Source organism: Lentzea sp. HUAS12 (genome assembly GCF_024125735.1).
Lineage (GTDB): Bacteria > Actinomycetota > Actinomycetes > Mycobacteriales > Pseudonocardiaceae > Lentzea > Lentzea albida.
Genome location: NZ_CP099738.1, coordinates 3,706,260 through 3,719,641, shown reverse-complemented (window position 1 = coordinate 3,719,641; position 13,382 = coordinate 3,706,260). Strand labels below are relative to the sequence as shown.

13 protein-coding genes are annotated in these 13,382 nt (G+C 71.7%); 6 read left to right on the top strand and 7 right to left on the bottom strand.

Annotated elements, in window-relative coordinates; translation table 11 throughout:
• Positions 1-24: 24 nt before the first annotated feature.
• Positions 25-864, bottom strand: coding sequence for a helix-turn-helix transcriptional regulator (locus tag ND450_RS16200; RefSeq protein ID WP_253326950.1), 840 nt, complete (start codon positions 862-864; stop codon positions 25-27).
• Between the two features lie 85 nt (positions 865-949).
• On the opposite strand from ND450_RS16200, the gene ND450_RS16195 reads away from it, so the two are divergent.
• Positions 950-1,720: an SDR family NAD(P)-dependent oxidoreductase gene (locus ND450_RS16195; RefSeq protein ID WP_253326949.1), complete on the top strand. Its 771-nt coding sequence runs from the start codon at positions 950-952 to the stop codon at positions 1,718-1,720.
• Between the two features lie 76 nt (positions 1,721-1,796).
• Entirely contained in the window at positions 1,797-2,786 is a 990-nt protein-coding gene (locus ND450_RS16190) for a hypothetical protein (protein WP_253326948.1), read from the top strand.
• A gap of 4 nt (positions 2,787-2,790) precedes the next feature.
• Here the strand turns inward: ND450_RS16190 and ND450_RS16185 are convergent, their stop codons facing one another.
• The 5 genes from ND450_RS16185 to ND450_RS16165 form a co-directional block, all read right to left on the bottom strand.
• On the bottom strand, positions 2,791-3,387 hold the full coding sequence (locus ND450_RS16185) for a TetR/AcrR family transcriptional regulator (RefSeq protein WP_253326947.1): 597 nt from the start codon (positions 3,385-3,387) through the stop codon (positions 2,791-2,793).
• Between the two features lie 21 nt (positions 3,388-3,408).
• Positions 3,409-3,831: a nuclear transport factor 2 family protein gene (locus tag ND450_RS16180; protein WP_253326946.1), complete on the bottom strand. Its 423-nt coding sequence runs from the start codon at positions 3,829-3,831 to the stop codon at positions 3,409-3,411.
• Positions 3,832-3,900: 69 nt separating this feature from the next.
• Positions 3,901-6,909, bottom strand: a complete 3,009-nt coding sequence (locus ND450_RS16175; RefSeq protein WP_253326945.1) for a protein kinase — start codon at positions 6,907-6,909, stop codon at positions 3,901-3,903.
• A 194-nt stretch (positions 6,910-7,103) separates the two neighbouring features.
• Positions 7,104-7,727: a flavodoxin family protein gene (locus tag ND450_RS16170; RefSeq protein WP_253326944.1), complete on the bottom strand. Its 624-nt coding sequence runs from the start codon at positions 7,725-7,727 to the stop codon at positions 7,104-7,106.
• A gap of 78 nt (positions 7,728-7,805) precedes the next feature.
• Positions 7,806-8,705 (bottom strand): NAD-dependent epimerase/dehydratase family protein, encoded by a 900-nt coding sequence (locus tag ND450_RS16165; protein ID WP_253326943.1) that lies wholly within the window; start codon positions 8,703-8,705, stop codon positions 7,806-7,808.
• Positions 8,706-8,883: 178 nt separating this feature from the next.
• Here ND450_RS16165 and ND450_RS16160 point away from each other — a divergent pair, with 178 nt between their 5' ends.
• The 3 genes from ND450_RS16160 to ND450_RS16150 are packed head-to-tail and all read left to right on the top strand — an operon-like array spanning position 8,884 to position 10,958.
• Entirely contained in the window at positions 8,884-9,648 is a 765-nt protein-coding gene (locus ND450_RS16160) for an SDR family oxidoreductase (protein ID WP_253326942.1), read from the top strand.
• A gap of 45 nt (positions 9,649-9,693) precedes the next feature.
• A complete protein-coding gene (locus ND450_RS16155) occupies positions 9,694-10,320 on the top strand; it encodes a TetR/AcrR family transcriptional regulator (protein ID WP_253326941.1) in 627 nt (208 codons plus the stop codon).
• A complete protein-coding gene (locus ND450_RS16150; RefSeq protein WP_253326940.1) occupies positions 10,317-10,958 on the top strand; it encodes a DUF998 domain-containing protein in 642 nt (213 codons plus the stop codon). Before ND450_RS16155 ends, ND450_RS16150 begins: the two co-directional genes overlap by 4 nt.
• A 240-nt stretch (positions 10,959-11,198) precedes the next feature.
• On the opposite strand, the gene ND450_RS16145 is transcribed toward ND450_RS16150, so the two are convergent.
• Entirely contained in the window at positions 11,199-12,038 is an 840-nt protein-coding gene (locus tag ND450_RS16145) for a DeoR/GlpR family DNA-binding transcription regulator (RefSeq protein WP_253326939.1), read from the bottom strand.
• Positions 12,039-12,259: 221 nt separating this feature from the next.
• Here ND450_RS16145 and ND450_RS16140 point away from each other — a divergent pair, with 221 nt between their 5' ends.
• The gene (locus ND450_RS16140) at positions 12,260-13,381 is read left to right on the top strand and encodes an SIS domain-containing protein (protein WP_253326938.1); all 1,122 of its coding nucleotides are present in this window, start codon (positions 12,260-12,262) and stop codon (positions 13,379-13,381) included.
• The last annotated feature ends 1 nt before the right edge of the window (position 13,382 follow it).

Genomic DNA, 13,382 nt, shown 5'->3' with positions numbered 1-13,382 from the left:
CTAAGAGGACTGTTTGCGGTCCTCTCAGGAGTCCGCGAACTTCTGCGCTCCCAGCACGTTCAGCAACGCCAGCGCCTCGGCGTCACGAGAACCGGGCGGGGCGCTGTAGAGGACCAGGTGCTGGTCGCGGTCCGTCAGCGCCAGCGAGTCGCAGTCGACGGTGATCTCGCCGACGACCGGGTGCCGGAACGTCTTCGTCAGCGTCGGCGCGGCGTGCACGTCGTGCCGCTCCCAGAGCCGGGCGAAGTCGGCGCTGCCCTCGCGCAGCTCGTCGACCAGCCCGGACACCACCGGATCGGACGGGTAGCGCGCGAGAGCGGCCCGCAGGTGCATCACCACGTGGTGGCGGAACTCGGCGGCGTCCGACACGCCGTACAGCTCCGGGACGGGGTGCAGGAACGCCCGCCGCGCGAGGTTGCGCTCCTGCGGGCCGAGCTCGCGGAAGTCCTCCATCAACGCCGCCGCGAGGTCGTTGCACGCCAGCACCTCGAACGCCGCCGACGTCACGAAGCCCGCCGTCTGCGGCAGCCGGTCGAGCAGCGCGAGGATGCTCGGCCGGACGTCGCGCCGGTGCCGCCCGGTGCGGCTCGGCGCGGTGCCTGCGAGGACGTGCAGGTGGTCGGACTCCGCGTCGGTGAGCCGCAGGGCCTGGGCGATCCCCGCCAGCACCTCGGTCGACGGACGCGGCGCCCGCCCCTGTTCGAGGCGGATGTAGTACTCCGTCGAGATGTGCGCGAGGACGGCCACCTCCTCGCGGCGCAACCCGGACGTCCGGCGGCGCGGACCCGAGGGCAGACCGACGTCCGAGGGCAGGAGCCGCTCCCGCCTGGTGCGCAGGAACGTGCCGAGCTGCTGCTTGTCCACACCCCGAGTATGCGCGGTGGGCGGCCTCCCAGACTGGTACAGCCTGTGCCTGCCTCCGGTCCGCGCCCGGACCGACGCTGGTGCCATGACGAACAACAACACCGGCCTCCTCGCCGGCAAGGTCGTGCTCATCACCGGCGCCAGCCGCGGCATCGGAGAGGCGGCGGCGAGGCTCTTCGCCCACGAGGGAGCGTCCGTCGTGCTCGCCGCCCGCGGCGCCGACGCCCTGGACCGCCTCGTGACCGGCATCCGTGCCGAGGGCGGCACCGCCGACGCCGTCACGATCGACCTGGCCGACCGGGCGAGCGTCCGCGCCGCCGTCGACCGCGTGCAGGAGCTCCACGGACGACTGGACGGCGCTTTCAACAACGGAGCCGTCGTGCAGCAGCCGGGCCCGTTGCACGAGACCGGCGAGGACGAGATCGACGAGCAGTTCGCGGTGAACTTCCGCGGCCACTGGACCGCCATGAACGCCGAGGCCGCCCTCATGCGCCGCGGCGGTGGCGGCGCCATCGTGAACACGTCCAGCATCGGCAGCCGGCGCGCGAACCCGGTCCTGCCCGCCTACGGCGCCATGAAGCGCGCGCTCAACAGCCTCACCGAGAGCGCCGCCGTGACGTGGGGCCGGGAGGGGATCCGGGTCAACGGCATCACGCCCGGCGGCACCGCGACGGCCATGATCGAGCAGTGGGAGGCGGCGACCCCCGGCGTGACCGCGCAGATCACCGCGTCGACCCCGCTCGGGCGGATGGCCGAGCCGCGTGAGGTGGCCGAGGTCGCCGCGTGGTTGCTGAGCGACCGGGCGTCGATGGTGAACGGCGCGATCGTGCCGGTGGACGGGGGCGCCGGGGCCTGAGACGTGGGTGAGGAAGCGGTGTGCGGTTGTGCGAATCGGCGCGGAGCGGTGAAGATCGTGATTACGATCCCGTGCCATGGTCCGCACCACCCCGCCGCGTCCCGTCGACGTCGCCCAGCACCTCCCCGCCCTGGCGCCGCTGGCCCGCGCCTCCGTGCGGCTGCACCCCCGGCCGGGCGACCCCACGACGGCGGACAGCTCCGTCGGTGGTCCGCTGCTGTGGCCGGCGGGGGAACCGTGGCCCTCCTGCGCCGAGCACGGTGACTCCTTTCTGGACGGTGCGTCCGTGCCGGATGTGATGGTGCGCAGGCAGATCCTGACCGAGGCGTGGGCCCGCCCGCGGGAACGCGGGGTCAACCTCCTTACGGCGGAGGAGAAGGTCGTCGTCGACCGCGTCGACCAGGGCACGCCGATCAGGCAGGACGGTCCGCTGCCGATGGTGCCGGTGGCGCAGCTGTACGCGCGGGACGTTCCCGGCCTGCCCCGCCCGGACGGCGCGGACCTGGTGCAGGTGCTGTGGTGCCCCTTCGACCACGAGGACGAGGGCTACGCGCCCAGCACCGCGGTGCGCTGGCGGGTGGCGGCGGAGGTGACCGACCCGCTCGGAGCACCGCCGGTCCCGGCCGCGGTCGAGGAGCACTACCTGCTGCGGCCGTGCGTGCTGCACCCCGAGGAGGTCACGGAGTACCCCGCTCCGCACTGCCTGGAGGAGGACCTGGCCCGGCAGGTGCGCGAGTGGGAGGACCGGGAAGGGCAGAGGTACCATTACGACCTGTCCGTGGCCGACGGCTGGAAGGCCGGCGGCCACGGGCCGTGGAGCTTCTCCGACCCGTTCCCCATGGCGTGCCCGGACTGCGGCGCGGACGTCGAGCCGCTGCTGACCGTCGCCAGCGCCGAGTGGGACGGCGGGATGAGCTGGCAGCCGGTCGAGGACGCCGAGGCGGCGCACCCGCCGTACCCGGCCGCGCACGAGCCGACGATGGTCATGATCGGCCGCGGCTACAACCTGCAGCTCTACACGTGCGCCGCCGACCCCCGGCACCGGCACGTCACGAACATGCAGTAGCCCGTCAGGCCGTGATCGCGGCGAGGACGACCTCCTGCGCCGTGCGGACCGTGGCGGGCAACGATGCCGGCTCGCGGCCGATCCGGTCGACACCCGCCCGCATCGCGCCCGACAGCAGTTCCACGACGAGACCCACGTCGCCGACGTCGCGGAACTCGCCTCGGCTGATGCCGTCCCGCACGACGTTCTCCACCTCGGCCACGAGGACGGTGAACGGGTTCTCCGGCCCCTGCTGGAGTTCGGCGACCATCGGGCTCGCGTTCGGCAGGAACATGAACCGCAGGTCCGTGGAGGCCGCCAGGATCGTCTCGACGATCTGACGCATCCGGTCGGCGGCCGGGTCCGCAGAGCGTGCCGCGATCGCGTTCACCTGCTCGGCCAGCGGCCCGCTGGCGCGGCGGGCGAGTTCGAGGACCAGCGTCCGCTTGTCCTTGGCGTAGTTGTAGAGCGTGTTGCGCGCAAGGCCCGCCCGCGCCGCGATGTGGCCCAGGGTGATCGAGTCGTAGTCGCGTTCGAGCAGCAGGTGCCGCAACGCCTCGGCGAGGCCGGTCCACACCACCTCGTGGTGCTCCTCGATGGTGGCGGCGCGAATCCGCGGCATCCGGTCGTTCCTCCTCGGTCCTCACCGCACGGCGGCGGGCACGTTCTCCTGGTGTGTCGCCGTCAGCTTGACACGGCTGAGCCGCCAGCCGTCCGGGGTGCGGACCGCCTCGTTGTCGTAGAAGCCGACGACCAGCCACCGAGCGGCGTCCGGCAGCCAGTGCTCGGCGCGGACGTGTGCGTGGATCTTCGCGGTGTCGCCGTCGACGGTGACGACGTGGCCGGTGATCGCGTGGTGCGTCGCCTCGAACGGCGCGAAGGTCGAACGGAGGACCTCGACGTAGCCGTCCAGCGGGACCGTCATGGGCGGCATGCCCGTGACGGACTCGAAGTCGAGCGTCAGGTCCTCGGTGAAGACCTTGCGGGGCAACGCGTCGAACTCCTTCAGGTCCGCGATGTCGGCGTAGTGGCTGAGCAGTTCGACGAGCTCGGCGCGATCGTCCATGGGGCCCTCCCGGATCTTTTGCGACAACCTGTCGTGAACGTTACGACAGGTTGTCGCGAAAAACCAGGATCAGAAGTTCGACGTGATGGCCGCCACCAGGTCGTCGGTGATCGTGCTGGGATCGGCGGCCTCGTACGCGCCCGCCGCCGTGGCCTCGGCGATCTTCTTGAGCTCCTCGCGTCCCGTGGCGTCCTCGGGGCTGAAGCCGTAGGCGAGCGTGAACACCCTGACCGGCTCGGACCCCGCGGTGACCTTGATCCGCTCGACGAGCTGCGCGAGGTCGAGGCCCGTCTCCTTCTCGTTCTTGCCGTCGGAGAGCACCACGACGGCGTTGATGGCCTTCTGGTCGAACTGCTGCCGCATGGTGGTGACGGCCTGGTCGACGGTGTCGAACAGGCCCGTCCCGCCGTCCGCGGGCAGCTCCGCGATCTTGTTCGCGATCTCCCGGCGCTTCACCTCGTCCAGCGGGCCGATCGGGTGCTGCTCGCAGTGGTCGTCGCGGCAGGACGGGCCCTTGCCGGCGTAGCCCGCGCTGGAGAAGTTCCACAGGCCCAGCCGGTCGGAGTTGGTGAACCCGGTGACGATCTCGGTGCGGTACTTCTTCACCAGCTCGATCTTGGACGGGCAGTGCCTGGTGACCGGGTCCCGCTCGAGCCACTTCGGGTCGCAGGTCTGCTTGTCGACCTTCTCCGCGGTCACCCCGGACCTCATCGAACCGGACGTGTCGACGACGAGCAGGACGTTCGCCGGCTTGCGCACGGTGCTCCACGCGGTCAGCACCTTGTTCAGCGTGCGCGCCGACGGCGCCTGCACCTCCTTCACGGCGAAGTCGGGGGAGACCCCGTTCTGTTCGGAGACCTCGTTCGACTTCCGCGAGGGGTCGCGGAAACCCAACTCCCCGAAGCGCTTCTGCGCCCCGCCGGATCTCAGGTGGGTGAAGAAGTCCTCGGACACCTCCCGTTTCGCCGTCGAGGTGTCCGGCCACGCCAGCGGGACGTACGGGTGGTCGTGGAAGATCGTCCCCTCCTTGGGGTACATCGCGACGAGCTTCGTGGTGGGCTCGCCCTCCTTGCGGTCCACGGGGGACAGCGCGCCCGCCGGGTAGCCGGAGTTGTAGGCCAGCATGGAACTCTCGTCGACGGTGAGCGCGGAGACGTAGGAGAGCCCCTGCCCCTGGCGTTCGGCGGTGCGCAGGTTGCGCAGGAAGTGCAGGCTGGTTTCGCCGTAGTGCACGATCGACTGCTCGATGCTCTGGACGAACCTCTGCGCGTTGACGTTGTCGACGTCGCCGTCCTCGAGCGGTCCGGTCGAATCGATGTTGGCGCGGAACGCGTGGAACGCGCCGATGGTCGCGTTGAGACCGGAGGTCGAGTAGTTGGGGTTCGTCTTCCCCAGCCGGAACGGGCCCCAGTCCTTCCCGTACCGCGCCCACCCCTGCGGGTCGGCCGCCAGGTCCGCGAGCGTCCTCCAGCTGACGTCCCTGGTGCTCGGCCAGCCGAGCGTCTCCGCCATGGGCTTCGGCATGGCGACCACCAGCGGTGACGTCACGACGGGTCCGCGGCTCTGCGCCTGCAGCGCGGCGAGCGCGTTCGAGCCGGGTGCGGCGCGGTCGCGGGCGATGTCGAGCCATTCGCTGGAGGCCGGGGACCAGACGTCGGGACGCGGGCCGTCCGACTCGGTCCACCCGCGCGCCAGCGTGTTCGCGGCGGTGCCGGAGTTCAGCTCGGTGATCCGGACTTTGACGCAGTGCCCGTCGGCCGACCGCGTGCCGTACTTGTCGGCGAACTCCTTGAACAGCTCGCTCTTGTCCGCGGACACTCCGATGTGGACGGTCGTGTCCGGTGGTGTGGAGCACGAAGCCAGTGCGGTGACCTCGGGGCTGGGGACGAGGAACGGCACGACGACGAACGCCAGCAACGCGACGACCGCCGCGAGCGCGGTCCACCGCGTCCTGACCTGACGCCACCACGGCACCGGGGGAGCCGACGCCTGGTCACGCGCGACCGCCATCGCCGCACCGAGCTCCGCGGCCCGGGCGCGGACCTCCGCGGGCGCGTCGCCGGCGAACGGCGTGCACACCTCGATGATCTCGTCCAGCGACGGGCGACGCGCCGGATCCTTGTCCAGGCACCGCCGCAGCAGCGCGACGAGTGCGCTGTCCCACCCCGCCAGCCCGCTCAGGTCCGGTTCGTCGGCCAGGATCCTGCGCACCGTGTCATCCGGGTCGTTGCCGAACGGCGGCGTGCCCGTGGCCGCGTGGACCAGCAACGCCCCCAACGAGAACACGTCGCTCGCCGCGGTGACCTCCTCGGTGCCGCGGGCCTGCTCGGGCGACATGAACGCGACGGTCCCGACGGCGCCGTGCCGGGTGAGGCCGGCGTCCTCCCGGTTCTTCGCGATGCCGAGGTCGATGATCCACAGGTCCTCGACGCCCAGCAGCACGTTGGCGGGCTTGAGGTCCCGGTGCACCAGGCCCTTGGCGTGGATGAGCCGCAGCTTCCGCGCCACCGCGGCCGCGAGCCACGCCACCGCCGCGGGCCGCCACGGGCCGGTGACCAGCTCCTGCAACGACCGGCTCGGCAGGTACTCGGTCGCGAACCACGGCCGCTCGGCGTCGGCGTTGGAGTCGAGCAGTGTCGGGAACTCGCCGCCCGCGGCCCTGCCGACCTCGTCCACGGACCGGATCTCGCGCCGGAACCGCTCCCGGCTCACCGGGTTCGCGGCCACCTCGGCGCCCATCACCTTGACGACCACGAGCTGCCCGAGCCGTCCGCTGGCGCCGAGGAACACGTTGCCCGTGGCGCCGGACCCCACCCGGCCGAGCAGGGTGTACTCGCCGATCTCGCGGGGATCACCGGTGTGCAGCGGGTCGAGCTCCAGGGCGTCGAGGAGCTTCCCGGCGTCCGGACCGGGCTTCGGCAGCACGAACCACAGACTCGTCAGCGCGACGAGCGCGCTGATGACGCTGGCCCACTTGTCGGCCCGGTCGAGCCCTTGCAGGGAAAGGAAGACGACGAGGGACACGGCCGCCACGAACGTGGCACCGGCCACGACGCGGCGTTTCGGCAAGTCGCGCAAGGAGAACCATCCCACCTGGAACTCGGGGAGGCGTGGACGCGGCGTCCCCGCACCACTCCGCACTGTTCGTTCGGTCCGAATCGACCAGGTGGTAGATCGCCTGACCGCTCCGGTCGCGTTACAGCGCACAGGTGGGGTGGAATTGTTTCTGCGCAACAGAAAGCCCACGCCGGAGCGTGGGCTTTCGCGCTGTGTCAGGACACGGGAGGGTACTGCTCGGCCCGCAGCAGCCGGGCGAGGTGCGCGGCGTTGCGGGCCGCCGTCGCGGTGGTGGACTTCACGGCGTCGGGCGTCTCGTCGAGGTCGTTGTAGTCGACGGTCTGCATCGCCTGGCCGTTCCAGTACGTGCACCCCTGCGCCGGGATGGAGAAACCGGTGTCGTTGAGGGCCTGGAAGAGGTCCGCGACGATCTTGTGGGCACCGTCCTCGTTGCCGACCACGGCGGCGAGGACGACCTTGCCGAACATCGCGGGGCGTCCCTCGTCGTCGGTCTCCGACAGCGAGGCGTCCAGGCGTTCGAGGACGCGGTGGGCGACGCTGGAGGCGTGACCCATCCAGGTCGGCGTGGCGATGATGAGGATGTCGGCCTCGCCGATGGAACGGCGCAGCGCGGGCCACTCGTCGCCATCGCCCATGTCCGCCTCGACGCCGGGTTTGACGTCGTGGTCGACGACCCGGACGACCTCGCCGACGACGTCGTGGTTCTTGAGCTCGTCGAGGAGCTGGTGCGCGATGAGGTCGCTGCTGGACGGGGCGGGGGACGGCTTCAGGCTGCAGACCAGAGCCACGGCGCGCAAGGACACGGTGAACCTCCACATGTTGCGTGCGCGCCGTGCTCGGGACCGCAGGGGCGCACTGTTGAGGGGACCCCGTTCCGGCCGCGGCCAAACCTGTCCTCAGTGGACGCGCAGGTCCTGCCGGATCCAGGCGGTGACGGAGGAGTGCCGCGGCTTCCAGCCGAGCTCCCGCGCCCTGGTGGCGCGCACCCGGCTGTTCGCGCCCAGCGCGTAGCGCGCGAAACCCTCGCCCCACACGCGTGCCGCCTCCTCCAGCGGCCACGGTTGCACCGCGCCCAGGCCCAGCCGGTCCGCGATCGCGGCACCGATCTCCGCGAACGACGCTTCACCGTTCTCCACGAAGTAGAACCCGCGGGCGGCGGGGTCGGTCAGCGCGGCGGAGTACAGCGCGGCCAGGTCGTCGACGTGCACGGTGGACCAGGTGTTGAGGCCCCGGCCGACCACGCGGACGACGCCGCCGGCGCGGGCCTGCGCGACGAGCGGCACCAGCAGGACCGTGTCGGGATGAGGTGCGCGGCCGGTGCCGTAGACGAGCGAGTTGCACAGCACGACGGACCGCACGCCGTCCGCGGTGACGACGTCGGTGTCGAGCGCGAACCGCGCCTGCCGGACGGGGTGGGAGCTCGCGACGACCTCGTGCGCGTCGTCGTGCACGGTGGGGGAGAGCGCCTCGCCCTGCGCGTCGTCGGCGATCAGGCTGGTGCCACTGGTGTGCACGAACGGCTTGCCGGAGCCGCGCAGGCCGCGCAGCAGGGCCTCCACCGCGCCCCGGTGGTCGCTGTTCGCCGCGTTGACCACGCCCTCGGCTCGGTGCGCCTCGGCCGTGAGCAGGCCGGCGTCGTCGAGGTCACCGGGCACGGGGGTGATCCCGGCCCGCCGCAGCAGGGCCGCGTGGTCCGGGTTGCGCAGGAGGCCACGCACCTCGTGCCCCTCGGCGACGAGCCGTTCGCCGACGACGCCTCCGATGAAGCCGGTCGCGCCGGTGAGGAAGACCTTCATGCTCCGGAAACTAGCCGCGAGCACCACCGGCGGCCGAGGAACGTTGCCGATCCGGCAATCCGCCGCCGGTTCCGAACTGTCGGGCAGCATCGCGAAGTGACCGTCTGAGAGGGGGTCCTGACAGGACCCCGGAAGATCAGGGACCTGGGACACCGGCCCTCCGCGGCGAAGACTGGCCATGTCAGCGAATGACATGGAGGAACTTCTCGTGGACCTGTCCAACCGCACCGTTTTCATCGCCGGCGGCACGTCCGGCATCGGCAGGGAGCTGGCCCGGCACCTGACCGCCGCGGGCAGCACCGTCGCCGTGGGCGGACGCAGCGCCGGGGACGGCGAGTTCGCCCTCGACGTGACCGACGGCGCGTCGGTCGAGGCCGCCCGCGACGCCGTGCTCGCCCGCTTCCCCGACCTGGACACCGTGGTGACCATGTCCGGGGTCATGCTGCTCGAGGACCTGCGCGACCCTGCGCACTTCGAAGCCGCGCAGCGCACCATCGACACCAACCTGACCGGCACGATCCGGGTCGTCGACGCCTTCACCCCGCACCTCGTCGGGCGCGGTGCGGGGACCATCGTCACCGTGACGTCGGGGATCGCGTTCCTGCCGTTCCCGCCGATGCCCACCTACGCCGCGTCCAAGGCCGCCGTGCACGCCTACTCCGAGGCCCTGCGCGCCCAGTTGGACGGGACGGGCGTCGACGTCGTCGAACTCGTGCCCCCGGCCGTGGCCAGCGCCGGGCAGGAGAAGGTCAACCCGCGGGCGGTGCCGGTGCACGACTACGTCACCGACGTCGTGAAGCTGCTGTCCCAGGAACCCACGCCGAAGGAAGTCCTGGTCGAGCAGGTCCTGATGCACCGCTGGGCGGAACGCGACGGGACCTACGACGAGCTTGTCGCCCAGCGCGCCCGGGCCCTGTCGATGCTCCCGGCCCGGCGCGCCTGAGCTGAATGGTCTACATTCCAATCAATCGATTGGTTGGAGTGGGCGTTGAGCGAGCAGTGGGACAAGGGCAGGCTGGCGACCGCGGCCGTCGTCCTGCCCGAGGGGACGACACCGACGGGCACGCAGGGCCGCGTGCTGCACGCCGCTCTCGGGCTGTTCGCCGAACGCGGGTTCCACGGCACCTCGATCCGCGAGATCGGCGCGGCCGCGGGCATCAACTCGGCGACCCTCTACGGCTACTACAGCTCCAAGGAACTGGTGCTGGCCGAACTCGTGCTGGTCGGGCACCGCGAGCTGCACCGGCGGCTTCTCGAGGCCGTCGACGGCCTCACCGACCCGGTCGAGAAGCTCACCGCGCTCGTGCGCACGCACGTGTTCGCCCACACCGACTTCCCGCTGCTGGCCGTGGTGACCAACAGCGAGCTGCACGTGCTCTCCGCCGAACTCGCCGCGCCCTCGCTCGCCCTGCGCGCCGCGTCGGAGCAGCTGCTGCTGGACGTGCTGGCGGACGGCGCGTTCGACGTCCCCGACGCACGCCTGGCGGCACGGGCGATCGGCGGCATGGGGCAGCGCGTCGGCAACTGGTTCGGCCCCGGCCAGGACCACACGCGAGAGCAGGTGGCCGACGCCTTCGTGCTGTTCGCGCTGCGCCTGGCCGGAGTCCGGGCGTGACCGGGCGGGCCCGCCTCGGCGCGGTGCTGTGGGTGCTGGTCGCGCAGTACTTCCTGTTGTTGTTCGTCGTCGAGGCGCGGTGGGAGGTCCCGTACAGCTGGGTGCGCAACGCGATCAGCGACCTGGGCGCGGCCACCTGCTTCCAGTCGGAGCAGGTCGAGCGCTGGGTGTGTTCACCGTGGCACGTCGTCTCGGGCGTGTCCTGGACGGTCGCCGGGCTGTGCCTGGCCGGGGGAGCCCTGCTGGTCAGGCCGCTGTTCCCGGACGTGCGGACGGCCCGCACCGGGCTCGCGCTCCTCGTCGTGACCGGGCTGGCGCTGACCGTCGTCGGCCTGAACCCCGAGGACACCAGCGCCACCCTGCACGTCGCCGGCGCGGTCGTCGCCATCCCGGTGGGCGAGGTCGCGATGCTGCTGACCGGGATCGCGCTGGCGGGCACCGACCGGTGGCGCGTCCTCGGTCGCGTGGGCATCGTCGCCGCCGTGGTGGCGATGGTCGCCCTCGTGCTGATGGTGGCCCAGGTCGGTGGTCCGGCGCTGTTCGGCCTGTGGGAACGCATCGCCGCGTTCCCGGTGCTGCTGTGGGCGGTCGCGTGCGGCGTGGCGTTGCCGGCGCGGCCCGCGGGGCGGTGCGCGTGACCTTCTCACCCTTGGCGGCGCGGATGATGGGACCGAGGACCGTGCCGTTCATGGCCCACGTCCAGGTGACCGGGCCGTCTGGGAACCGCGTCTCGCCCTCCTGGACGGCGAGGTCGAGCCCCTGATGTCGCCGGAGTCCGTTGTGGATGGTGCGAGCGGCGGGATCGCCGTCCTCGTGGTGAAGTCGACCTCGCCGGCAGTGTCGAGCCGACTCGGGACTCGTCCGGCCGGGCGGCTGAGTCACCCGTCCTTCGCGGTCGTCACCTCGACCACGGTGACGCGCACGCCCGCCGCCCGGATCGCCGCCACGGCCGCGGGATCGGCGGACAGGTCGGTGATCACCTCGTGCACGTCCTGGACGTCGGCGATGCGGGCGAGCGTGGCCTTGCCGAGCTTGCTGCCGTCGGCCATCACGATCACCCGCTGGGCGCGGCCCAGCATCGCGCGGTTGGTGCGCGCCTCGTTCTCGTCGTGCGTGGTGATGCCCGCCGCGGCGTCGATGCCGTCGACGCCGATGAACGCGGTGCCGATGCTGATCGACGCCAGCACGTGCTCCGCCCAGGGGCCCACCAGCTCGTAGGAACGCGGCCGGGCGACGCCGCCGACCACGACGAGCTTGTGCCTGGGGTGCATCGCCATCTCCATCGCGATGTTCAGCGCGTTCGTCACCACGGTCAGGTCCGCCCTGCCGGGCAGCTGCTTCGCGAGCTCGGTGGTCGTGGACCCACCGGTCAGGGCGATGACGTGCGGTCCGGACGGCAGCAGGCGCACCGCCTCGCGCACGATGGCCCGTTTCGCGTCACGGGACCGGCCTCCCCGGTACCGCACCGGCACCTCGTCGATCGCGCCGTGGGGTTTGGCCCCTCCGTGGGTCCGGATCAGCAGCCGTTGCTCCTCCAGCTGCGCCAGGTCGCGCCGCAGCGTCGCGGACGAGACACCGAGCCGCGTGCCGAGTTCACCGACCTGCAGAGAACCTGTTTCGCGGAGCGCTCGCAGTATTTCGGACATGCGTTCGGCCCGCGTCGTGAGCCTTTTCCGCGTGCGGCCCTTGGGTGCGGAGGAATCCGTGGGATCGGCCATGCAGCGGAGCCTACGACAGATCATTCCGGTGAGCGATTGTTCACGCGCAGCTTCCTCCGATGATCGTCCTGAACAGGGACGACGCGGCGAAGCGCTCACTCCGTTTGTTCATTTGAGCGCCGAACCTTGCCCCTCGCGCAGCGCCGGACGTACGAATGCACCACTCGGGGAATGCGCTCCGGAATGCGTTTCGAAGTGCGCCGGTAATCGGAAGGCGACACATGACTGTGACCGGGCTCGGCGACAGCTGGACCGCGCGGGAGATCTGGCAGCAACCCACCACCTGGCGGGCGGTGCGGGACGTGGTCGAGCAGGCCCGGCCGCGGATCGGGGAACTCCTCGGCGCTGCGCTGGCCGCGAACCCCAGGATCGTGCTGACCGGCGCCGGCACCTCGGCGTTCATCGGCGAGGTCGTGGCACCCGCTCTCGCGCGGCACCTCGGCAGGCAGGTCGACGCCATCGCGACCACGGAGATCGTCGCCGACCCGCGCTCGGTCGTCGTCGACGAACGCCCGGTGCTGCTGGTCTCCTTCGCGCGCAGCGGCAACAGCCCCGAATCGCTCGCGGCGGCGGAACTCCTGCACCGGCTCACGCCCGTGCGCCACCTGGTGATCACCTGTGATCCGCGGGGGAGGCTCGCCCAGCGGTGGTCCGGCGACGGGAACGCCGTCGTGGTCGCGCTGCCGGACGAGGTCAACGACCGCGGCTTCGCGATGACGTCGTCGTTCACCGGCATGGCGCTGGCGGCGCTGCTGGTCTTCGGTCTCGACGTCGACGTGGAAGCGCTGGTGCGGGCGGGAACCGCGGTCCTCGGCGAGGCGGCGGAACGGGCGTCGGCGATCGCCGGTGCGAAGCCGGGTCGCCTGGTGTACCTGGGTTCCGGCCCGTTGCGGGGACTGGCACGGGAGGCCGCGCTCAAGTCCCTCGAACTGACCCGAGGCCAGGTCGTCGGGATCGCCGAGTCGTCGCTGGGCTTCCGGCACGGCCCGAAGTCGGTCCTCGACGACCGCACGATCGCCGTCGTCTTCCTCTCCCCGGAACCGCATGCGCGCTCCTACGACGTCGACATCGCGCGAGAGCTGGTGGTGGCCCTCGGTCCCGAGCGCGTGGTCGTGGTGGGCGCGGCGGGCCCGGACGAGTGCGGGGGAGCGCAGGTGTGGCCGGTGCCGGCCACCGGGTCGCCGTCCGCGTGGGCCCTGGTGGCCGTGATCGCGGCCCAGACCACGGCGCTCGCGTGCTCTCTGGCGCTGGACCTGACGCCGGACAACCCGTTCCCCGGCGGCGAGGTCAACCGGGTCGTGCAGGGCGTGGTCATCCACGAGTTCCCGGAGGGAGTGGGCTGAG

Coding starts and splice junctions, on each gene's coding strand:
- ND450_RS16195 (WP_253326949.1), top strand. CDS start 950: ATGACGAACAACAACACCGGCCTCCTCGCCGGCAAGGTCGTGCTCATC.
- ND450_RS16190 (WP_253326948.1), top strand. CDS start 1,797: ATGGTCCGCACCACCCCGCCGCGTCCCGTCGACGTCGCCCAGCACCTC.
- ND450_RS16185 (WP_253326947.1), bottom strand. CDS start 3,387: ATGCCGCGGATTCGCGCCGCCACCATCGAGGAGCACCACGAGGTGGTG.
- ND450_RS16180 (WP_253326946.1), bottom strand. CDS start 3,831: ATGGACGATCGCGCCGAGCTCGTCGAACTGCTCAGCCACTACGCCGAC.
- ND450_RS16170 (WP_253326944.1), bottom strand. CDS start 7,727: ATGTGGAGGTTCACCGTGTCCTTGCGCGCCGTGGCTCTGGTCTGCAGC.
- ND450_RS16165 (WP_253326943.1), bottom strand. CDS start 8,705: ATGAAGGTCTTCCTCACCGGCGCGACCGGCTTCATCGGAGGCGTCGTC.
- ND450_RS16160 (WP_253326942.1), top strand. CDS start 8,884: ATGTCAGCGAATGACATGGAGGAACTTCTCGTGGACCTGTCCAACCGC.
- ND450_RS16145 (WP_253326939.1), bottom strand. CDS start 12,038: ATGGCCGATCCCACGGATTCCTCCGCACCCAAGGGCCGCACGCGGAAA.
- ND450_RS16140 (WP_253326938.1), top strand. CDS start 12,260: ATGACTGTGACCGGGCTCGGCGACAGCTGGACCGCGCGGGAGATCTGG.